The organism is Paraburkholderia sp. BCC1885 (genome assembly GCF_900996235.1).
Classification (GTDB): domain Bacteria; phylum Pseudomonadota; class Gammaproteobacteria; order Burkholderiales; family Burkholderiaceae; genus Paraburkholderia.
The window spans coordinates 1-19,155 of sequence record NZ_CAAJGM010000238.1; the positions used below are offsets into that span (position 1 = coordinate 1).

A 19,155-nucleotide genomic window follows, 5' to 3' on the forward strand; every position below is an offset into this window, starting at 1 on the left:
CAAGCCGTTGACCTGTTGCTTGAGATAGTCGAGCGCGGCGGCATGGATCAGCTCGCCGTCTTCCTGACCGGCGGGGACCGGCTGGGCGGCTTGCGCCGCCTGAGCCGCCTGATTCGCTGCGGCGGCCTGGACCGACTGGATGGACTGCGCGTTCGCTTGCGCGGCGGTCTGTGCGGCCAACTGGGCGGCCGATTGAGCGGCCGACTGGGCAGCGGCTGCCGCCGCTTGCGTGGTCTGCAGGCGCTGCAGCGCCTGCACGGCCTGTTCGCGTTGCGCCGCCTGAGCCAGCGCCTGCGCCTGATTCGGCGCCGCAGCCAGCGGCGACACCGGCGATACCGGCGCGGCGGCGACCCGCGCCGCAGGCGTGGACGCCGCGTTATGAGCCGGATTATGAGCCGGATTCTGAGCCGCGCCATGCACCGGCGCGCTGGCACCGAGTTCCGGCGGCTCGCCGCGTGAAGCGAGACTGTCGATTTCGATGCCGCTGGCCGGCGTGGCTGCCGGCATGACGGCCGGCGGCGCCGCATTGACCGGCCGTACCGCGCCGGCATAGGCGCGCGCGGGCGTCGAGGTCACGACCACCGGCACGACCTGGCTGGCGGCGAGCGCCGGCATCATATTGATACGGGTCAGGCCGGCGTTATTCGTGGAATTCGCGGGATAGGCGGCATTCGCGTGCATCTGCGGCGCGGCCACCAGCGCCGGTGCGCCGGACTCGGGTGTCTCACCGGTTCCCGGAATCACGATGGCGCCGTTGGCATTCGCCAGCGCGAAGAAGCGGTCGGTGGCGGGCGAGCTCGCCGAGGGCGCCACCGTGGCCCGGAGTTGCGGGCTCGGGGTGCGTGCGCCGTTGCTATTGGTGGAACTGGTGGTGGAACTGGTCGCCAGCGCCGTCATCCGGGCGAGATCGGCGGGGTTCTGTTCGCCGTTGCCCGGAATCACGATCGGCGCGCCCGCGCTCTGGGCGAGCGCCGCCGGCGCGATCCATGCGCCCGCTACCGCGCACACCAGCCAGGCGGCAGCGGTGCGACGCGCAACGATGCGGCCAAACGGCTGCGGCACATCGTAAGTGGATCGGGCCATCGTGAATCTCCGGCGTGAGGCGAGGGTACGGATTGCATTCTAGTGACGGTGCCTTACGCGCAAGCGTCGAATAGAGGCGACCTTCCCCGGTTATTCCCGCGATTGGCGCTTGCACGTCCCGCCTAAGATGCATCTCATGCAAAAAGGCCTTTTGGGGCGCCGCAGGGGGTGTGCACGGTAAAGCGCACGCCAGACGCGGGAACGTTATCCGGAGATTTTCATGCTCGACAAACTCGATGCCGAACTGAACTTTGGCCGTCAGGCTCTCGATGTCCGCTCGTACCGGCAGGAACTGCTGTCGTCGAATATTGCGAATGCCGACACGCCTGGCTACAAGGCGCGCGATGTCGACTTCTCGACCGCCCTCGCCGGGGCATTGAGAAAGTCCAGCGGCACGACCCTCGCAACCGGCGCCTCGAACAATTCGACGCTGGCGATGACGCAATCCGCCGATGTCACGACCGGCATGACGATGGCCGCCGACGAGCCGGGCCACATGGCCGGCAAGGCGAGCCTGATTCCGACCGGCGGTCCGAGCGACGACTACGGCAAGCTCGCGTACCGGATCCCCGTGCAGCCGTCGCTCGACGGCAACACCGTGGACCTCGACTCGGAACGCGTGCAGTTCGCCGATAACTCGCTGCATTTCGAATCGGCCATGACGGAAGTGTCAGGCCAGATCAAAACGATGCTGTCGGCGATCACCTCCGGCTCCTGATGGAGCCCGACGTGACGACCGGCACACAAGCTGGATGTACCGCTAAAAACCACGCCCACGGGAAATAACCAAGCCGGAACCTGCCGGCAGGAGAGGTCAGAGAAAGCCATGCCATCCCTGATGAACATATTCACCGTCGCCGGTTCCGCCATGTCGGCCGAATCGCAGCGGCTCAACGTGACGGCGTCGAACCTGGCGAACGCCGACAGTACGACCGGTCCCGACGGCAAGCCGTACAAGGCCAAGCAGGTCGTGTTCGCGGTCAACCCGCTCGGCGGCTCGCGCTCCGCATCCGGCCAGCAGGTGGGCGGCGTGCAGGTGACCGGCGTGGTGGACGATCCGACGCCGATGAAACAGACCTACGACCCGGGCAACCCCGCGGCCGACGCGAACGGCTACGTCACGATGCCGAACGTCGACCCGGTGGAAGAAATGGTCAACATGATCTCGGCGTCGCGCGCGTATCAGGCGAACGTCGAAACCCTGAACACGGCAAAGACGTTAATGCTGAAAACTCTCACGATCGGATCCTGAGGAGCACTCCTTGACAACCATTGGCAACAACGGGACATCGTTCTCGCCCTTGATGAACGACACGATGAGCACGAACTCGCCGACCAGCTCGGCGGCCGGTTCGGCCACCAGCTCGTCGGCCAGCAGTTCGGCCAACTCCGGCGCGTCGTTGCAGAACACCTTTTTGCAACTGCTCGTCACGCAGTTGCAAAACCAGGATCCGACCAACCCGATGGACAGCTCGCAGATGACCTCGCAGCTCGCGGAAATCAACACCGTGACGGGCATCGGCCAACTGAATACTTCGCTTTCGTCGCTCTCGACGCAGCTCAACGCCGGCCAGACCTCGCAGGCCGCGCTGCTGATCGGTTCGAGCGTGCTCGCCCCCGGCAACAGCATCACCGTGGCGAGCGGCAAGACCAACGAGTTCGGCGTGCAGCTGGCCACCGCAGAGGACAACGTGCAGGTCAACGTCGTCAACTCCGCCGGCCAGGTGGTCAACACGCTCAATCTGGGCAACCAGGCGGCCGGCACGGTGCCGATCTCCTGGTCGCCGGTCGATTCGTCGGGCAACGCCTTGCCTGCCGGCACGTACACGCTCACCGCGACCGGTACGCTCAGCACCGGCGCCGCAGGCACCGCCACGACACTGACGCCGGGCACCGTCGAGAGCGTCGTGCAGGGTACGAATGGCGCGCCGAGCCTCGTGCTGTCCAACGGCAATACGGTGCCTCTGACTTCGGTCGCGGCAGTCCTCTAAGCAAACAGTTCAAGCAAATTTAGACCTTTTCCGGAACGGAGACCGTCATGGGTTATCAGCAAGGGTTGAGCGGCCTCGCGGCTGCATCGAGCGATCTGGATGTGATTGGCAATAACATCGCCAACGCGGACACGGTCGGTTTCAAGAGCGGCACCGCGGTGTTCGCCGATCTGTACGCAAACTCGGTTGCCACAGCCGTGAACGATCAGATCGGTATCGGTACGCAGCTCGCCGAAGTGCAGCAACAGTTCTCGCAAGGCACGATCACGACGACCGGCCAGTCGCTGGATGTCGCGATCAACGGCAATGGCTTTTTCCAGATGTCGGACAACGGCGCGCTCACCTATTCGCGCAACGGCATCTTCCAGGTGAACAAGGCCGGCCAGATCACCAACGCGCAAGGTTTGCAACTGATGGGCTACGCCGCCAACTCCGCGGGCGTCATCAACACGGCGCAAACCGTGCCGCTGACCGTGCCGACGCAGAACATCGCGCCGTCGGAAACGACGCTGGTCGGCGCCCAGTTCAACCTCGACGCCCAGGCCGCCGCGACGGTGGGCACGGTCGCGACGCCTTCCACGACCGACACCGGTTCGCTGGTGAGCAGCGGCGTGACGGTCTCGAACCCCGGTCAGGCTTCGAACTCGGACGCCTACACGATCACGTTTACGGCAACCGGCACGCCGCCGACGTACACGTACTCGGTACAGGACAATACCGCCGGCGGCGCGCCGGTGACCGGCACCTACACCGCCGGCACCGCGATTCCGCTCGGCACGGGGCAGAGCGTGACGTTCACCGGCACGCCGGGCAACAACGACACGGTGTCGGTGGCGAATACCACCTTCAACCAGAACAGCTCGACCACGTACAACTACGGCAACAGCTTTACGGCGTATGACTCGCTCGGCGGCTCGCAGACCGTCGACTATTACTTCGCCAAGACCAGCTCGGGTAACTGGAACATCTACGCGGGCGTCGCCGGCTCGACCGCGTCGCTCGTCGGCAGCGCGACCTTCAACAGCTCCGGCACGCTCACCAGCGTGACGAGCGTGACGCCGTCCACCACCTCGGGCGCGGTGCAGTTTTCGATTCCGAATACGGACGGCTCGGGCACGCCGCAGACCATCACGCTGAACCTGACGGGCACCACGCAGTTCGGCGGCACGACCGGTCTGAACAGCGCGCCGACCAACAACGGTTTCGCCGCCGGCACGCTGTCGAGCTATTCGATCGGCGCGAACGGCGTGATTACCGGGACGTATTCGAACAACCAGACCGCCGCACTCGGTCAGATCGTGCTGGCGAACTTCAACGACCCGAACGGTCTCGTCGATCTCGGCAACAACGAGTACGAAGCGACGGCGGCTTCGGGCGAAGCGCAGGTCGGCGTGCCGGGCGGCACCAACCTCGGCGTCCTGCAGGGCGGCGCGGTGGAAGCGTCGAACGTGGACCTGACCAACTCGCTGGTCGACCTGATCACCGCGCAACGCAACTACCAGGCGAACGCGCAGACGATCAAGACGCAGCAGACCATCGACCAGACGTTGATCAACCTGTAAGCGTTACCGGAGCCGAACGAATGACCGACCGTCTGATTTACACCGCGATGTCGGGCGCCACCCAGGCGCTCGAGCAGCAAGCCATTGTCGCGAACAATCTCGCGAACACCTCGACCACCGGGTTTCGCGCCCAGCTCGAGACGTTTCGCGCGGTACCGATGTCGTTCGGCGACGGCAGTTCCGTGAACGACCAGACTACGCGTACTTTCGTGCTCTCGTCGACTCCGGGTGCGGACGAGACGCCCGGGCCGATCCAGCAGACCGGCAATCCGCTCGACGTCGCCGTGCAGGGCGACGGCTGGCTCGCCGTGCAGACCGCCGACGGCGGCGAGGCCTACACGCGCGCCGGCAATCTGCACATCGACGAAAACGGCCAGCTGGTGAACGCGACCAACCTGCCGGTGCTCGGCACCGGCGGCCCGGTCACGGTGCCTCCCGGCGCGGACATCACCATCGGCAAGGACGGCACGATCTCCGCGCTGGCGCCGGGAGATCCGGCCACGGCGATCGCGGTGGTCGACCAGCTCAAGCTGGTGAAGCCGGCGGCAGGGTCGCTGACGCGCGGCGACGACGGCATGTTCCGCACCGCCGACGGCAATCCGGCCGACGCAGATCCGAGCGTGACGCTCGCGCCGGAATCGCTGGAAGGCAGCAACGTGAATCCGGTGAACGCGATGGTCTCGATGATCACCAATGCACGGCAGTTCCAGATGCAGACCAAGATGATCGAAAACGCCGACCAGAACGACCAGACCGCCAACCAGTTGCTCACTTTCAGCAGCTAACGGGACGACGCCCGCGTCGACCCAGGAGAACCTACACCGTGAATCGCTCACTCTATATCGCTGCGACCGGCATGAACGCGCAGCAGTCCCAGATGGACGTCATTTCGAACAACCTGGCCAACGTCAGCACGAACGGCTTCAAGGGCTCGCGCGCCGTGTTCGAAGACCTGCTGTATCAGACGGTGCGGCAGCCGGGCGCCGATTCGACCCAGCAGACCCAGGTACCGTCGGGCATCCAGCTCGGTACCGGCGTCCAGCAGGTGGCGACGGAACGTCTCTACACGCAGGGCAACCTGCAGCAGACCGGCAACTCGAAAGACGTGGCGATCAACGGCAACGGCTTTTTCCAGGTGCAGATGCCGGACGGCACGACCTCCTACACGCGTGACGGTTCGTTCCAGACCAACGCGCAGGGCCAGCTCGTGACCTCGAGCGGCTACCCGGTGATTCCGCAGATCACGGTGCCGGTGAACGCCACGTCGCTGACGATCGGCACCGACGGTTCCGTGTCGATCACCCAGCCGGGCAGCGGCAATTCGCAGCAGATCGGCACCATGCAGATCGCCACCTTCATCAACCCGGCCGGCCTCGACGCGCAGGGCGAAAACCTGTTCTCGGAAACGAGTTCGTCGGGCACGCCGAACGTCTCGGCGCCGGGTTCGAATGGTTCGGGTTCGCTGCAGCAGGGTTATGTCGAAACCTCGAATGTGAACGTGGTGCAGGAACTGGTCAACATGATCCAGACCCAGCGCGCGTATGAAATCAACAGCAAGGCCGTAACCACGTCCGACCAGATGCTGCAGACCCTGTCGCAAATGCAGGTTTAAGCAGTCGGACTTCCAGGCGGTAGGTACACACGATGTCGCACTCCAATTTCAATCCGGTTATCGACGACGCGCGCAGCGCGCTCGTCGCCACGGTCAGCGTGCTGGCTCTGGCGCTGGGCGGCTGCGCGCAGATTCCGAAGCAGCCGATCGTGCAGCAGCCGATGACGGCCGTGCCGCCGGTGCCGCCGCACGCGCAGTCGCCGGGGTCGATTTTCAACCCGGGCTACGCGGGCCGGCCGCTGTTCGAAGACCAGCGGCCGCGCAATATTGGCGACATCCTGACTATCGTCGTGCAGGAAAACATCAACGCCACCAAGTCCTCCGGCGCGAATACCAACCGCAGTTCCAATACGTCGTTCTCGACCACCAGCGCCAATTTCCTGAGCGGCCTGCTCGGCAAGGCCAACCTCGCCGCCCAGGGCGCCAACACGTTCTCGGGGACGGGCGGAGCGAACGCGTCGAATACCTTCAACGGCGTGATCACCGTCACGGTGACCAACGTGCTGCCGAACGGCAACCTCGTGGTGAGCGGCGAAAAGCAGATGCTGATCAACCAGGGCAACGAGTTCGTGCGTTTCTCCGGTGTCGTCAACCCCAACACGATCTCCGCCCTGAATGCGGTGTTCTCGACCCAGGTGGCCGACGCCAGGATCGAGTATTCGGCGAAGGGCTATATCGACGAGGCGGAGACCATGGGCTGGCTACAACGCTTCTTCCTTAACGTGGCGCCGTGGTGATCATGAATCTCGTCTCTTCCCGCCGCCTTCGCCATTTCGGCCACGCCTGCCTGGTGGTCGCGCTCGCGTGCGGCGCGCTGCCGCCGGTCACGCCCGCCGCTCACGCCGAACGGCTGAAGGATCTGGTCGCGATCCAGGGCGTGCGCGACAACCCGCTGATCGGCTATGGCCTCGTCGTCGGTCTCGACGGCACGGGCGACCAGACCACCCAGACGCCGTTCACGACGCAGACGCTCGCGAACATGCTGGCCAACCTCGGCATCTCGATCAACAACCAGTCGGCCGGCTCGAACAACAGCAGCACCTCGGCGCTGACCAGCATCCAGTTGAAGAACGTCGCCGCGGTGATGGTGACGGCGGTGCTGCCGCCGTTCGCACGGCCGGGCGAGGCGATCGACGTCACCGTGTCGTCGCTCGGTAACGCCAAGAGCCTGCGCGGCGGCACGCTGCTGCTCACGCCGATGAAGGGCGCCGACGGTTCCGTCTACGCGCTCGCCCAGGGCAACCTGGCGGTGGGCGGCGCGGGCGCCAGCGCCAACGGCAGCCGCGTGCAGGTGAACCAGCTGGCGGCGGGCCGCATCGCGGCCGGCGGTATCGTCGAGCGCGCGGTGCAGACCAGCATCACGCAGGACGGCACCATGCAGCTCGAACTGAACGACATGGATTACGACACCAACCAGCGCATCGTCGCGGCGGTCAACAACGCCTTCGGTCAAGGCACGGCCACGCCGCTCGACGGCCGCACGATCCAGTTGCGCGCGCCGGCCGATCCGTCCCAGCAGGTGCAGTTCATGGCCCAGCTCGAAGACCTCGACGTGAAGCCGGCGGCCGGCGCGGCGAAAGTCGTGCTGAATGCGCGCACCGGGTCGATCGTGATGAACCAGATGGTGACGCTCGAGAATTGCGCGGTCGCGCACGGCAATCTCTCGGTGGTGGTGAATACCCAACCCGTGGTCAGCCAGCCCGGCGCGTTTTCGAACGGCCGGACCGTGCAGGCCCAGCAGTCCCAGATCCAGCTGAAGCAGGACGACGGCGCGCTGAAGTTCGTCAAGGCCGGCGCCAATCTGGCCGACGTCGTGAAGGCGCTCAATGCGCTTGGCGCGACGCCCGCCGATCTGATGTCGATTCTGCAGGCGATGAAGGCCGCAGGAGCCTTGCGCGCCGAACTTGAAATCATCTAAGGAGCCGCGATGACTACTGATCCGACCACAGGCCCGAATGACCTCAGTCAGCGTTTTGCGCTGGACGTGCAGGGATTCGACAGCCTGCGAGCCAAGGTGAGCGCGTCGCCGCAGCAGGGCGTCAAGATGGCCGCCAAGCAGTTCGACGCAACCTTCATCACGATGATGCTGAAGAGCATGCGCGACGCCACGCCGCAAGACGGCCCGCTCGATTCGCGCGACGGTGCGCAGTTCACCTCGATGATGGACGAGCAGATGGCGCAGCAGATGTCGAACAAGGGCATCGGCGTGGCCGACGCGATGCTCAAGCAGTTGATGAATAACTCCGGCATGCAGACCGGCTCGGCCGCCGGCGGCAGCAATCCGGCGCTCGACGCGCTGGCCAAGGCCTACGGCAATGCCGAGGCGAACGGGTCGCTGGCGAACGGCGTGGGCTATTCGCGCAACAGCGCGCTGACTCCGCCGCTGCGTGGCGACGGCACGACCAACGTGGATGCGTTCGTCGACAAGCTGGCCGCGTCGGCGCAGGCCGCGAGCGAAACCACCGGCGTACCGGCACGCTTCATCATCGGCCAGGCCGCGCTCGAATCGGGCTGGGGCAAGCGCGAGATCATGAAGGCGAACGGCGAGACCAGCCACAACGTGTTCGGCATCAAGGCGACCAAGGACTGGACCGGCAAGACCGTCTCGACCGTCACCACCGAATACCGCAACGGCCAGCCGCAGCGCGTGGTGGAAAAATTCCGCGCCTACGACTCGTACAACGACGCGATGGCCGATTACGCGCAATTACTGAAGAACAATCCGCGCTACGCGCAGGTGCTCAACAGCTCGCACGACGCCGCGGGTTTTGCGATCGGCATGCAGCGCGCGGGCTACGCCACCGATCCGCATTACGCGAAGAAACTGATGTCGATCATGGACCGCATGAGCTGATCGTCGAGAGGCATAGAGAGAAGCGGCGAGAAGCAGCGAGAAGCAGATTTAAGCCAGGGCGGCACGAGGGCCGTCCGGCAGGATGAAAAGCAGGCGACGGGGCCATGTCGCAAAACAAGACGGTGGGGCCGGACGGCACGAAGCAGTGCCGCCGGCCAAGCCGCACAGGTTGAATGAAGTGGATTTGCCGGTTGATGCGGGTTGGGTAAAGAGGGCTGGAAGGCGGGCGGTTTAACGTTTGCGCCAAATATTTCCCTCGGTTACCCTAAACTTTGAGTCCAGACTGCCGCTATTCAGTCAGACCTTAATACCGGGGTAACTTTTCCCGGTCAACGCGCGTGTCACGGGCCCCGGCACTGGACCTCGGGCACGGGCCCGAAAGAACATGCATACCGGCAAGCCCATGGATACCACTGAGACGAACGGCCAGACGGACGGCTCTTCTGACATCGGCAACGACTTCGGTCGCCGCAATCCGCTGGAGATCGGTGTCCAGTTGCGCAATCTCGTCAACCGCGGCGATTTCCTCACCGCGCAGTACAAGGGAGGCCAACTCGTCACCCGGATTCTCGACGTCGACGTGCGTGAGCGCACGTTCACGTTCGACTGGGGCGCGCTGGCCGACCAGAACCGCGGCCTGATGGCTGCGCCCCGCTGTCAGTTTCACGCCCAGCCTGAAGGCGTGCGGGTGGAGTTTTCGACCACCACGCCGCGTGAAACCACCTTCGAAGGCCGTGCGGCGTTCGAAGCGGATTTTCCGGAAGTATTGTTTTACGTGCAGCGCCGTGAGTTTTTCCGCGTCGACGCGCCGATTCTCGATCCGTACCTGTGTACGGGCCGTTTGCCCGACGGGGAGCGCTTCCGTTTCGAGGTGCACGACCTGTCGCTGGGCGGCGTCGGCATGCGTACCACGGACACGCGCGTGGTCGAATTGCCGATGGGCGCGGTGTTCGAAGACTGCGAACTGAGCCTCGGCGCGCCGGGCAAGCTGTCGGTGGATTTGCAGTTGGTGTCGTTCCGCGCGGTGGATCTGCCGAACGGCACCCAGCGGTACCAGATGGGCATGCGTTTTGTCGCGCTGCCCGGCAATGCCGAGAACACGTTGCAGCGGTTGATTACCCAGCTAGAAATGAAGCGTCGCTCGCTGGTGCGAACCTGAGTTTGACGCGCGTCGCGGCATGAATGCGGCGCGCGTTTAAATACGGGTTGCCCCCTCAATTTTGTCGCCAGTGCGCCGATATACAGAGAGTCTTGGCAACTCGGTGGGCGCGTTGCCAGCCCTACAGGATGACGCATGTCGAGCAACCTTATCAGTATCGGTCTCAGCGGACTCAACGCAGCCCAATGGGGGCTGACGACGACCGGTGAGAACATCTCCAATTCGGACGTGCCCGGCTACGATGTAGAAAGCCCGGTCTATGCGGAAAGCTCGGGGATTTACACGGGCTCCGGCTACCTGCCGCAAGGCGTGTCCACCACCACGGTGCAGCGCGCCTACAGCCAGTATCTGACGACCGAGCTGAACAACGCTCAGTCCACCGGCGCCTCGCTCAACGCCTCCTATACGATGCTCACGGCGTTGAACAACCTGGTCGGCAGCCCGACCTCGGGGATTTCAACCGCGATCACCAATTACTTCACCGGTTTGCAGACGGTGGCCGGCAGCGCCTCGACGCCCGCCACGCGGGCCACGGCCATAAGCGATGCGACGACGCTCGCCACCGAGCTGAATTCGATGGGCACGCAATACACGCAGCTCGGTCAGGACGTGAATTCGCAGCTGAGCTCCACGGTGACGCAGATCAACACCTACACCGCGCAGATCGCCACGCTCAACCAGCAGATCTCCGCCGCGAGCGCGCAAGGCCAGGCGCCGAACCAGCTGCTCGATCAGCGCGACGAGGCGATTTCCAATCTGTCGTCGCTCGTCGGCGTGCAGGTGGAGACGAGTTCGAACGGCACCGACAGCGTGTTCCTGCCGAGCGGCCAGACCCTCGTGTCCGGCAACACCAGCTACAACCTGGGCACGGCGCCGTCGCCGGCGAATTCCGCGGAAACCGAGATCACCTATCTGGGCGCGGCGGGCACGACGCCGACCGCGGCCACCACGCAATATCTGTCCGACAGCACCATGCAGAACGCCGGCGGCGCGCTCGGCGGCCTGATCACGTTCCGCACGCAATCGCTCGACCCGGCCGAGGCCCAGTTGGGCGCGATCGCCACCAGCTTCGCGGCGCAGGTCAACAATCAGAACGAACTGGGTCTCACGCTGTCGGGTACGCCCGGCCAGGCGCTGTTCTCGGTGGCGCCTCCGGCGGCCACAGCGAACGCCAAGAACACCGGCAACGCTTCGCTCAGCGTGTCGTTCGTCGACGCGACGCAGCCCACCACCGGCAACTACACGCTGTCGTATAACGGCTCGGCTTACACGCTGACGGACAACCAGACCGGCGACGTGGTCGCGTCGACCACCAGCCTGTCGCAACCGATCGACGGCCTGAACCTGTCGCTGACCGGCACGATGCAGCCGGGCGACTCGTTCAACGTGTCGCCGACAAGCGGCGCGCTCAGCAGCTTCGCGCTCACCACGACGAACGGTTCGGCGATTGCCGCGGCTTCGCCGGTGCTGGTCACAGCGGGTTCGAGCAATACGGGCGACGCGACCTTGGCCGACGAAGGCTCGGTTTCGGCCGGCTACACGCTGCCGTCGACCGCCACGACGCTCACCTACAACTCGTCCACCGGCACGCTGTCGGGCTTCCCGCCGAATTCGGTGGTGACCATCAACACGACGCCGCCGACCACCATCAACATCACCTCGGCGACCACACCGGTGCCGTATTCGGGCACGGCCGGCGCGACGATGACCGTCAACAGCGCGGCGCCGCCGGCCACCGCCGGTCCGATGAACGGTGTCACCTTCACGCTGAGCGGCACGCCGGACAACAACGACACTTTCACGATCGCCCCGAACACCGGCGCGCAGAGCGACGGACGCAATGCGACGGCCATGTCGAAACTCGTCAGCGCCAATACCCTGGACGGCGGCACCACGAGCCTGACGCAGGCCTACGCGAATTACGTGAACTCGGTGGGTAACAACACCAACGCGACCAGCGCCTCCATGGCGACGCAGACGGCGCTCACGTCGCAGATTTCGCAGGCACAGCAGTCGGTGTCCGGCGTGAACATCAACGAAGAGGCAGCGAACCTGTTGCAGTACCAGCAACTGTACCAGGCCAACAGCAAGGTCATTCAGACCGCTGACACGCTGTTCCAGACCATCATTGGCATATTTCAGTAAAAGGCGTTGAGCGATGCGCATCTCTACTAGCGAATATCTCAGCATGAATGTCCAGAACATGGACAATCAGCAGAGCCAACTGGCGCAGTTCTACGCCGAAATTTCGAGCGGCCAGGCCATCACCACGCCGGCCGACAATCCGCTCGGCGCGGCGCAAGCCGTGCAACTCAGCATGCAGGGCGCGACGCTGTCGCAGTACGCCTCCAACCAGAGCGCGGCACTTACCTCGCTGGGCTCGGAAGATACGACGCTCACGAGCGTCACGACGGCGCTGCAAAGCGTGAAGACCCAGTTGCTGAGCGCGGGCGATGCCACGCTCAACGACACCAACCGCAGCGCCATTGCGGCCACGCTGCAGAACCTGAGCAACACCTTGATGACGCTGGCCAATACCCAGTCGCCCTCGGGGGGTTACCTGTTCGGCGGTTTTCAGTCGGCCTCGCAACCGTTCACGCAGAATTCGGCCGGCACGGTGGTCTACAACGGCGACAACGGCATCTCCAGCCAGCAGATCTCCGACACGACCTCGGTCAATACCGGCGACAGCGGCGCGGCGGTGTTCATGAGCGTGTCGCCGGAGACGGCCAGCCCGGTCGCCTATGCGGCGTCGAGCAATGCCGGCACGGGGATCATCGGCGCGGTCAGCACGACCAACACGCTGGCGTCGGCAAGCGGCGACACCTACGGCATTTCGTTCAGCGTGGGCGGCACGCCGCCGGCCACGACCTACACCGTGACGGACACGAATAGCGCCGGTGTCACGACGACCTCGGCGGCGCAGCCTTACACGGCCGGCTCGGCGATCACACTGGGCTCGAGCGGCCAGAGCGTGACGATGACCGGCACGCCTTCCAGCGGCGATTCGTTCACCGTGCAGCCGGCAACCCAGGTTCCGGCTTCGCAGGGCGGCACCAACATCTTCGCGACGATCCAGAACATGATCACCGCGCTGCAGACTCCGGCCGACTCGTCGACAGCCGCCGCGGCCCTCACCAACACGCTGAACGTGGGCCTGACGCAGGTGGAGAACACGCTGTCCAACGTGACGACGGTGCAGGCGACGGTGGGCGGACGCGAGCAGCAGGTTCAGGCCATGCAGACGGTGAGCCAGAGCCTGTCGCTGCAGAACACGAACTCGCTGGCGGATCTCACGCAGATCGATCTGCCCTCGACTATCAGCAAGTACACGCAGACCCAGGACTCGCTGCAGGCATCGCAGGAAGCCTTCGTGCAGGTCGCACAGATGTCGCTGTTCCAGTACCTGAATCAGTAAGCGAAGGGATCGTTGGACAAGAAACGGGAGGCGCTGCGGCGGCCTCCCGTTTTTATTTGCGGCGCCGCTTGGGGTTTTGCGTCGGCGTGGTTTTACGTTGGTGCGGGCTTTACGTCGGCGTGAGCGTCACGCTGAGACAGGCCTTAATGCAGCAGCGCCGCCACCCGCCCCATCTGCTCGACGCCGTTGTCGAACAGGCGCGAGAAGAACGGCACCATGTTCGGCACCAGCAGTTGCAACAGCAGCATGCCGACCAGCATCGTCAGTGGAAAGCCGATCTGGAACACTCCGATCTGCGGCGCCGCGCGGTTGAGAATGCCGAGCGCGAGGTTGGCGATCAACAGCGCCGCGACCACCGGCAGCGACAGCAGCAGTCCCATCGAAAAGATCATGCCGCCGTAATTCGCGTAGGCGCGCCAGCCGGCGGCGGCGAGCATGTCGCTCGAAATCGGCAGCGACTGAAACGACGCGATCAATGCGCTGATGACCTGCAGATGCCCGTCGAGCACCAGAAACACCAGCATGGCGAACACGTTCATGTAGCTCGACAGCACCGCGCTCGAACCGTCCGCCTGCTGGTCGAAGAAGGTCGCGAAGCCGAGACCCATGCCGAGGCCGACGAATTCGCCGGTGGCCTGGATCGCGGTGAAGACGATCTGCATGGTCAGGCCGAGCGCCGCGCCGATCAGAAACTGGTTGACGATGATCCACACGCCCATCGCCGAGAACACCGTGACCTGCGGCAGGGGGCCGAGGGTCGGCGCGACGATGATGGTGATGAAAGAGGACAGGCCGATTTTCACCTGCGTCGAAACCGACATGTTGCCGAACACCGGCGCGGTGGCCACCAGCGCCAGAATCCGCACGAGCGGCCACAGAAACGCGGCCATCCACGTGTTCAGTTGCGCATAGGTGACGGAGAACATGACGAGGGCGCGGCGCTCAGTGGGCGGTCAGTTGGCGAGCGTCGGGATGGTGGTCAGCATCTCGCGCAGATAGTCGAGCATGGTCGACAGCATCCACGGGCCGGCGATCACCAGCGTGATCGCGATAGCCAGCAGCTTCGGAATGAAGGAGAGCGTCGCTTCGTTGATCTGCGTGGCCGCCTGAAACAGGCTCACGATCAGACCGACGACGAGAGCGACCAGCAGCAGTGGCGCGGCGAGCAGCAAGGCGACGTACATCGCCTGGTGCGCCAGTGCCATGACTGATTCGGGTGTCATGATGAATGGGCCGGAAACAGTAAGGATAACTACAGTTAGACGAAGCTCTGCGCGAGCGAACTGATCAGCAGTTGCCAACCGTCCACGAGCACGAACAGCATCAGCTTGAAGGGCAGCGAGATCGTCGAGGGCGAGACCATCATCATCCCCATCGACATCAGCACGCTCGCCACCACCATGTCGATGATCAGGAACGGAATGAAGATCGTGAAGCCGATCTGGAAGCCGGTTTTCAGCTCGCTCGTCACGAAGGCGGGCACCAGAAGCGGCAGCGGCACGTCGTCGGGACCTTGCATCGGCGCGGCGTGCGAGATGCGGGCGAACAACGCCAGGTCGGTCTCGCGGGTCTGCCGCAGCATGAAGGTCTTGAACGGTGCGAGGCCGCGCGTGACCGCCTGGTCCATCGGCAGCGAGCCTTCGGAGAAGGGCTTGTAGCCGTCGTTATAGGCCTTGTCCAGCACCGGCGACATGATGAACAGCGTCAGGAACAGCGCGAGACCCACCAGCACCTGGTTCGGCGGCGTGGTCGTGGTGCCGAGCGCCTGACGCAGCAGCGACAGCACGATGATGATGCGCGTGAAGCTCGTCATCATCAGGAGCATCGCCGGCAGGAACGACAGCACCGTGAGCAGCAGCATCGTCTGCACGCTCAGCGAATAGGTGGTGCCGCCGTTCGGTCCGGGACTGGTGTTGAAGGCGGGCAGGCCGGCCGTCTGCGCAAACGAGAGCGACGGCAGCGTCATCAGCAGGACCGGCAACGCGGGCAACATGAAGGTGGCGAGGCGTCGCAGCGTGCGGACGAACTGGAAGCGCAAGCCGCGCTGGGTGCCGGCGCGGACGTGGCCCGAGGCCGCGTGCCGGCGGCGCGCTGTTGAGTGACTGAACTGCATTTACTGATCCCTGCCGTCTGGCCGGTTAAAACGTTTGCCGACTTCGCCTTTCAGCGCCTCGCGAAAGCGTTGCCCGAAGGTGCCGGAGAGAGCATTGTCCGAGGCGCCGCCGGGCAGATCGCCCGCTGGCGCCGCGCCCGCAGCCGAACCGGCCGGCATGGTGTGCAGCAGACGGACATTGCCGGGTGCCGCGCCGAGCACGAGCCACGTGTCACCGATCTCGACCACCGCGACGCGCTCCTTGCCGCCGAGCGAGGCCCCGCCGACGGTCTTCACCAGACCGCCACGGCCACCCGATTGCAGACCGAAGCGGCGTGCCAGCCAGGCGCAGGCGAACACGAGACCGATCACCACCAACAGACCGAAGATGGTCTGCAGCACCGCACCGAAGCCGAGCGACGGCACCGCGGAGCCGGCGCCCACATGGGAGGCGAGCGGGGCGGCGAGCGGCGCGGGGTGGTTGACCGCATTCATGTCGGCTGCGGCGGCGCTCAGCGAGGGGAGGGCCAGCAGCAGCGTTAGCAGCGCGCTCAGGAAAGCATGCCCGCTGCCGCTGGTGATGCGCCCGGCAAGGCGTTTCATCGATTCAGCTTCCGGATCCGTTCGGACGGCGTGATGATGTCGGTCAGGCGAATGCCGAACTTGTCGTTCACCACCACGACTTCACCTTGCGCGATCAGGCAGCCGTTGACCAGCACGTCCATCGGCTCGCCGGCGAGGCCGTCGAGTTCCACCACCGAACCCTGCGCGAGTTGCAGCAGGTTGCGGATGGCGATTTTCGTGCGGCCGAGTTCGACCGTCATCTGGACCGGAATGTCCAGAATCATGTCGATGTCGTTGCGCGTCGTGTTCGGCTCGACCTTCGACAGCGGCTGGAACACGCCGGCGGTCGTCGCGCTGACGGCGCCGTTGTCGTTCTGCTCGGCGAGGGCGCTGGCCCAGTCGTCGAGCGAGGCCTCGTCGGCATCCGCGCCGGGGAGTTGCGACTCTGTGGGCAATTCCTTCTCCGGCGTTGAGTTCAGCTCAGTCATATCCACCTTCCTTCATCGTGTCCGCCGCGCTGATCATCTTCTGAACGCGCAACGAATATTGACCATTGAAAATACCGTAGCCGCATTCCATCACCGGCACGCCATCCACCTTCGCGGTGATGTGTTCGGGAATGTTGATGGGCAGCACATCGCCTTTGCGCATGTTCAGGATCTGCTCGAACGTGATCGGGATCTGCGCGAGATCGGCGGTCAGTTCGACTTCCGCGGCCTGCACCTGCTGCGAGAGCACGCGCACCCAGCGGCGGTCGATGTCGATCGCTTCGCCCTGGATCGGCGACGAGAGAATGTCGCGGATCGGCTCGATCATCGAATACGGCATGCAGATATGCAGCGTGCCGCCGGTCGAACCGAATTCGATCGAGAACTGCGTGACGATGACAATTTCGTTCGGCGTGGCGACGTTGGCGAATTGCGTGTGCATTTCGGAGCGCACGAATTCGAACTGCAACGGCCGCACGCTTTTCCACGACGTCGTGTAGTGCTCGAACACGAGGTTGAGGAGCTTGCCGATGATGCGTTGTTCGGTCGCCGTGAAGTCCCGTCCTTCGACGCGGGTATGGAAACGCCCGTCGCCGCCGAACAGGTTGTCGACTACGAAGAACACCAGGTTCGGGTCGAATACGAACAGCGAAGTGCCGCGCAACGGCTTCACGTGGACCAGGTTCAGATTGGTCGGGATCGGCAGGTTGCGGGTGAATTCGCTGTACTTCAACACCTTCACCGGGCCGACGGAAATTTCCGCGGTACGGCGCATGAAGTTGAAGATACCGACGCGCAACAGACGCGCGAAACGGTCGTTGATGATTTCCAGGCCGGGCATCCGGCCGCGGACGATGCGTTCCTGCGTGGCGATGTTGTACGGACGGACACCCGAGCGGTCAGACTGCTCGGCTTCCGAATCGGACTCGCCGGTTACGCCCTTGAGGAGGGCATCGACCTCCTCCTGGGACATGAACTCTTCGTGGCCCATTCCTATTCCTCGTGCGTCCCTTGGCGATTGATGATGGCAGCAGCGTTACGCGGCGTCACTGCACGACGAATTCGGTGAACAGCACATCTTCGACGGTGACGGGCGCGGCCCCCTTGTCGGTCGGCTGCTGGATCAGCGTCTTGAGTTCGGTGGCGAGCGCACGCTTGCCGTCGAGGGGCGCGAGATCATCCGGGTGTTTGTTCGACAGCGCGAGCAGAACGCGGCTGCGGATTTCCGGCATGTGGTCGGTGAGCTGCTGCTGGACCTTGGGGTCGTTCAGCTTGAGCGTGAGACCGATGCGCAGATAGTGTTGCTGGCCGTCATCCGATTGCAGGTTGACGGTCATGGGTTCGAGCGGGAAGAACACCGGCACGGCGGGCGCCGCCGGCGTCGCGGCGGCGGCTTGCGCCGGAGCGGGCGGGGCGTCGCGCCGGGACAGGAAGAACCAGGTGCCGCCGGCGGCCGCGCCTGCGGCGAGCAGCGCGATCAGCACGATCAGGATGATGCGTTTGAGCGGACCGGGAGTGGTCGGCGTAACGGTGGCTTGCTGGGTTGCGGTCGTCGATGCCATGGGTGCTTGGTTGCCTCAGTGCTGGTAGGTTGAATTGTTGTTCACTTGGCGCTTGCGTGATGGGTCGAAAAGAAGGGGGTTTGGGGGGTATCTCTTGGGTTTGTTCGTTTGTCTGACTGACGGTTTTTTTTTGCCTGCGGCGGCTTGTTGTCGGGTGGACGTTCTTTTGGTTTTGGCCTTTCCTTGTATTGTTATTGGTTTGCTAGCGATGCCCCTGTGCGGGGCGGCACTTACTTTCTTTGCCGCCGCAAAGAAAGTAAGCAAAGAAAGCGGGCTGCAACCGCTAGCCAGTAGGTGTCCACCACTCGCCCGATCCCGGAGTGGTCCGAGACGAGACCGTCCCTCGCATTCCCCACCCCGGTGACACAGGGCTCATTCATCCCGCCTCCGCACGTCGTGCGTCGCCGGATCGGTTCACCGGCAGGGCGCACACTGCGCGTGGCCCGCGACTGCCGCCCGCGCCGCCGTCCCGCCTCCACCCACCGGTTATGCCCGTCGGCGGGGCGCGGAGCGCGACGCCGGAACGGATGAGCCCTGTGTCACCAGGATTTGGTGGTGCGAGAGAACCTCTTGTGTTGGGCCGTTCCCGGTTGCAGACCGGGATGGCTCACTACGGGCTAGCGGTTGCAGCCCGCTTTCTTTGCTTACTTGTATATTGGTCCCAGTGTCCGGAAACTGATCCTTTCCGTTCACCGGAAGCGGTAGCCCGTTTTGCTTACCGGGGCTCACAGCCCGAAAGAAAGCTGGTGGCGCCGCTTCCACTTACCGCT

19 protein-coding genes and 1 pseudogene are annotated in these 19,155 nt (G+C 64.4%); 12 read left to right on the forward strand and 8 right to left on the reverse strand.

Going from position 1 to position 19,155, the window contains the following annotated elements:
- Positions 1-1,083: pseudogene (locus FQ755_RS30035) on the reverse strand (hypothetical protein); the annotation flags it as partial.
- A gap of 220 nt (positions 1,084-1,303) precedes the next feature.
- Here FQ755_RS30035 and flgB point away from each other — a divergent pair.
- The 12 genes from flgB to flgL all read left to right on the forward strand — a co-directional run bounded on the left by flgB (position 1,304) and on the right by flgL (position 13,679).
- Positions 1,304-1,801 carry a flagellar basal body rod protein FlgB gene (gene flgB / locus FQ755_RS30040; protein WP_144159604.1) on the forward strand — a complete coding sequence of 166 codons (498 nt, stop codon included), beginning with the start codon at positions 1,304-1,306 and terminating at the stop codon, positions 1,799-1,801.
- A 108-nt stretch (positions 1,802-1,909) separates the two neighbouring features.
- Positions 1,910-2,335, forward strand: a complete 426-nt coding sequence (flgC, locus tag FQ755_RS30045; RefSeq protein WP_144159607.1) for a flagellar basal body rod protein FlgC — start codon at positions 1,910-1,912, stop codon at positions 2,333-2,335.
- A 52-nt stretch (positions 2,336-2,387) separates the two neighbouring features.
- On the forward strand, positions 2,388-3,074 hold the full coding sequence (locus FQ755_RS30050; protein WP_144159658.1) for a flagellar hook assembly protein FlgD: 687 nt from the start codon (positions 2,388-2,390) through the stop codon (positions 3,072-3,074).
- A gap of 47 nt (positions 3,075-3,121) precedes the next feature.
- Complete coding sequence (locus FQ755_RS30055; protein ID WP_144159610.1) at positions 3,122-4,636, forward strand: flagellar hook protein FlgE; 1,515 nt, start codon at positions 3,122-3,124, stop codon at positions 4,634-4,636.
- Positions 4,637-4,656: 20 nt separating this feature from the next.
- The gene (gene flgF / locus FQ755_RS30060; protein WP_144159613.1) at positions 4,657-5,421 is read left to right on the forward strand and encodes a flagellar basal-body rod protein FlgF; all 765 of its coding nucleotides are present in this window, start codon (positions 4,657-4,659) and stop codon (positions 5,419-5,421) included.
- Between the two features lie 38 nt (positions 5,422-5,459).
- Positions 5,460-6,248 (forward strand): flagellar basal-body rod protein FlgG, encoded by a 789-nt coding sequence (gene flgG / locus FQ755_RS30065; RefSeq protein ID WP_144159616.1) that lies wholly within the window; start codon positions 5,460-5,462, stop codon positions 6,246-6,248.
- A gap of 32 nt (positions 6,249-6,280) precedes the next feature.
- Positions 6,281-6,985: a flagellar basal body L-ring protein FlgH gene (gene flgH, locus FQ755_RS30070; protein ID WP_144159619.1), complete on the forward strand. Its 705-nt coding sequence runs from the start codon at positions 6,281-6,283 to the stop codon at positions 6,983-6,985.
- Positions 6,986-6,987: 2 nt separating this feature from the next.
- Positions 6,988-8,166, forward strand: a complete 1,179-nt coding sequence (locus FQ755_RS30075; RefSeq protein ID WP_144159622.1) for a flagellar basal body P-ring protein FlgI — start codon at positions 6,988-6,990, stop codon at positions 8,164-8,166.
- Positions 8,167-8,175: 9 nt separating this feature from the next.
- On the forward strand, positions 8,176-9,102 hold the full coding sequence (gene flgJ, locus FQ755_RS30080) for a flagellar assembly peptidoglycan hydrolase FlgJ (protein ID WP_144159625.1): 927 nt from the start codon (positions 8,176-8,178) through the stop codon (positions 9,100-9,102).
- 403 nt (positions 9,103-9,505) lie between these two features.
- Positions 9,506-10,261, forward strand: a complete 756-nt coding sequence (locus FQ755_RS30085; RefSeq protein ID WP_186308696.1) for a flagellar brake protein — start codon at positions 9,506-9,508, stop codon at positions 10,259-10,261.
- Between the two features lie 135 nt (positions 10,262-10,396).
- Positions 10,397-12,406: a flagellar hook-associated protein FlgK gene (gene flgK / locus FQ755_RS30090; protein WP_144159631.1), complete on the forward strand. Its 2,010-nt coding sequence runs from the start codon at positions 10,397-10,399 to the stop codon at positions 12,404-12,406.
- 13 nt (positions 12,407-12,419) lie between these two features.
- Complete coding sequence (flgL, locus tag FQ755_RS30095) at positions 12,420-13,679, forward strand: flagellar hook-associated protein FlgL (RefSeq protein ID WP_144159634.1); 1,260 nt, start codon at positions 12,420-12,422, stop codon at positions 13,677-13,679.
- 143 nt (positions 13,680-13,822) lie between these two features.
- Here the strand turns inward: flgL and fliR are convergent, their stop codons facing one another.
- The 7 genes from fliR to fliL form a co-directional block, all read right to left on the reverse strand.
- A complete protein-coding gene (gene fliR / locus FQ755_RS30100) occupies positions 13,823-14,605 on the reverse strand; it encodes a flagellar biosynthetic protein FliR (RefSeq protein WP_144159637.1) in 783 nt (260 codons plus the stop codon).
- A gap of 27 nt (positions 14,606-14,632) precedes the next feature.
- Positions 14,633-14,902, reverse strand: coding sequence for a flagellar biosynthesis protein FliQ (gene fliQ, locus FQ755_RS30105; RefSeq protein WP_144159640.1), 270 nt, complete (start codon positions 14,900-14,902; stop codon positions 14,633-14,635).
- 35 nt (positions 14,903-14,937) lie between these two features.
- Positions 14,938-15,672: a flagellar type III secretion system pore protein FliP gene (gene fliP, locus FQ755_RS30110; RefSeq protein ID WP_409937784.1), complete on the reverse strand. Its 735-nt coding sequence runs from the start codon at positions 15,670-15,672 to the stop codon at positions 14,938-14,940.
- A gap of 120 nt (positions 15,673-15,792) precedes the next feature.
- Positions 15,793-16,374, reverse strand: a complete 582-nt coding sequence (gene fliO / locus FQ755_RS30115) for a flagellar biosynthetic protein FliO (RefSeq protein WP_144159646.1) — start codon at positions 16,372-16,374, stop codon at positions 15,793-15,795.
- Positions 16,371-16,823: a flagellar motor switch protein FliN gene (gene fliN, locus FQ755_RS30120; RefSeq protein ID WP_144159649.1), complete on the reverse strand. Its 453-nt coding sequence runs from the start codon at positions 16,821-16,823 to the stop codon at positions 16,371-16,373. Before fliN ends, fliO begins: the two co-directional genes overlap by 4 nt.
- On the reverse strand, positions 16,816-17,814 hold the full coding sequence (gene fliM / locus FQ755_RS30125) for a flagellar motor switch protein FliM (protein ID WP_144159652.1): 999 nt from the start codon (positions 17,812-17,814) through the stop codon (positions 16,816-16,818). Before fliM ends, fliN begins: the two co-directional genes overlap by 8 nt.
- A 55-nt stretch (positions 17,815-17,869) precedes the next feature.
- Positions 17,870-18,385 (reverse strand): flagellar basal body-associated protein FliL, encoded by a 516-nt coding sequence (gene fliL, locus FQ755_RS30130; RefSeq protein ID WP_144159655.1) that lies wholly within the window; start codon positions 18,383-18,385, stop codon positions 17,870-17,872.
- Between the last annotated feature and the right edge of the window lie 770 nt (positions 18,386-19,155).

Excerpts from the sequence above, each read along its gene's own strand:
- flgB (WP_144159604.1), top strand. The coding sequence starts at position 1,304 with ATGCTCGACAAACTCGATGCCGAACTGAACTTTGGCCGTCAGGCTCTC.
- flgC (WP_144159607.1), top strand. The coding sequence starts at position 1,910 with ATGCCATCCCTGATGAACATATTCACCGTCGCCGGTTCCGCCATGTCG.
- FQ755_RS30050 (WP_144159658.1), top strand. The coding sequence starts at position 2,388 with ATGAACGACACGATGAGCACGAACTCGCCGACCAGCTCGGCGGCCGGT.
- FQ755_RS30055 (WP_144159610.1), top strand. The coding sequence starts at position 3,122 with ATGGGTTATCAGCAAGGGTTGAGCGGCCTCGCGGCTGCATCGAGCGAT.
- flgF (WP_144159613.1), top strand. The coding sequence starts at position 4,657 with ATGACCGACCGTCTGATTTACACCGCGATGTCGGGCGCCACCCAGGCG.
- flgH (WP_144159619.1), top strand. The coding sequence starts at position 6,281 with ATGTCGCACTCCAATTTCAATCCGGTTATCGACGACGCGCGCAGCGCG.
- FQ755_RS30075 (WP_144159622.1), top strand. The coding sequence starts at position 6,988 with ATGAATCTCGTCTCTTCCCGCCGCCTTCGCCATTTCGGCCACGCCTGC.
- flgJ (WP_144159625.1), top strand. The coding sequence starts at position 8,176 with ATGACTACTGATCCGACCACAGGCCCGAATGACCTCAGTCAGCGTTTT.
- FQ755_RS30085 (WP_186308696.1), top strand. The coding sequence starts at position 9,506 with ATGGATACCACTGAGACGAACGGCCAGACGGACGGCTCTTCTGACATC.
- flgK (WP_144159631.1), top strand. The coding sequence starts at position 10,397 with ATGTCGAGCAACCTTATCAGTATCGGTCTCAGCGGACTCAACGCAGCC.
- flgL (WP_144159634.1), top strand. The coding sequence starts at position 12,420 with ATGCGCATCTCTACTAGCGAATATCTCAGCATGAATGTCCAGAACATG.
- fliR (WP_144159637.1), bottom strand. The coding sequence starts at position 14,605 with ATGTTCTCCGTCACCTATGCGCAACTGAACACGTGGATGGCCGCGTTT.
- fliQ (WP_144159640.1), bottom strand. The coding sequence starts at position 14,902 with ATGACACCCGAATCAGTCATGGCACTGGCGCACCAGGCGATGTACGTC.
- fliP (WP_409937784.1), bottom strand. The coding sequence starts at position 15,672 with ATGTTGCCCGCGTTGCCGGTCCTGCTGATGACGCTGCCGTCGCTCTCG.
- fliO (WP_144159646.1), bottom strand. The coding sequence starts at position 16,374 with ATGAAACGCCTTGCCGGGCGCATCACCAGCGGCAGCGGGCATGCTTTC.
- fliN (WP_144159649.1), bottom strand. The coding sequence starts at position 16,823 with ATGACTGAGCTGAACTCAACGCCGGAGAAGGAATTGCCCACAGAGTCG.
- fliM (WP_144159652.1), bottom strand. The coding sequence starts at position 17,814 with ATGGGCCACGAAGAGTTCATGTCCCAGGAGGAGGTCGATGCCCTCCTC.
- fliL (WP_144159655.1), bottom strand. The coding sequence starts at position 18,385 with ATGGCATCGACGACCGCAACCCAGCAAGCCACCGTTACGCCGACCACT.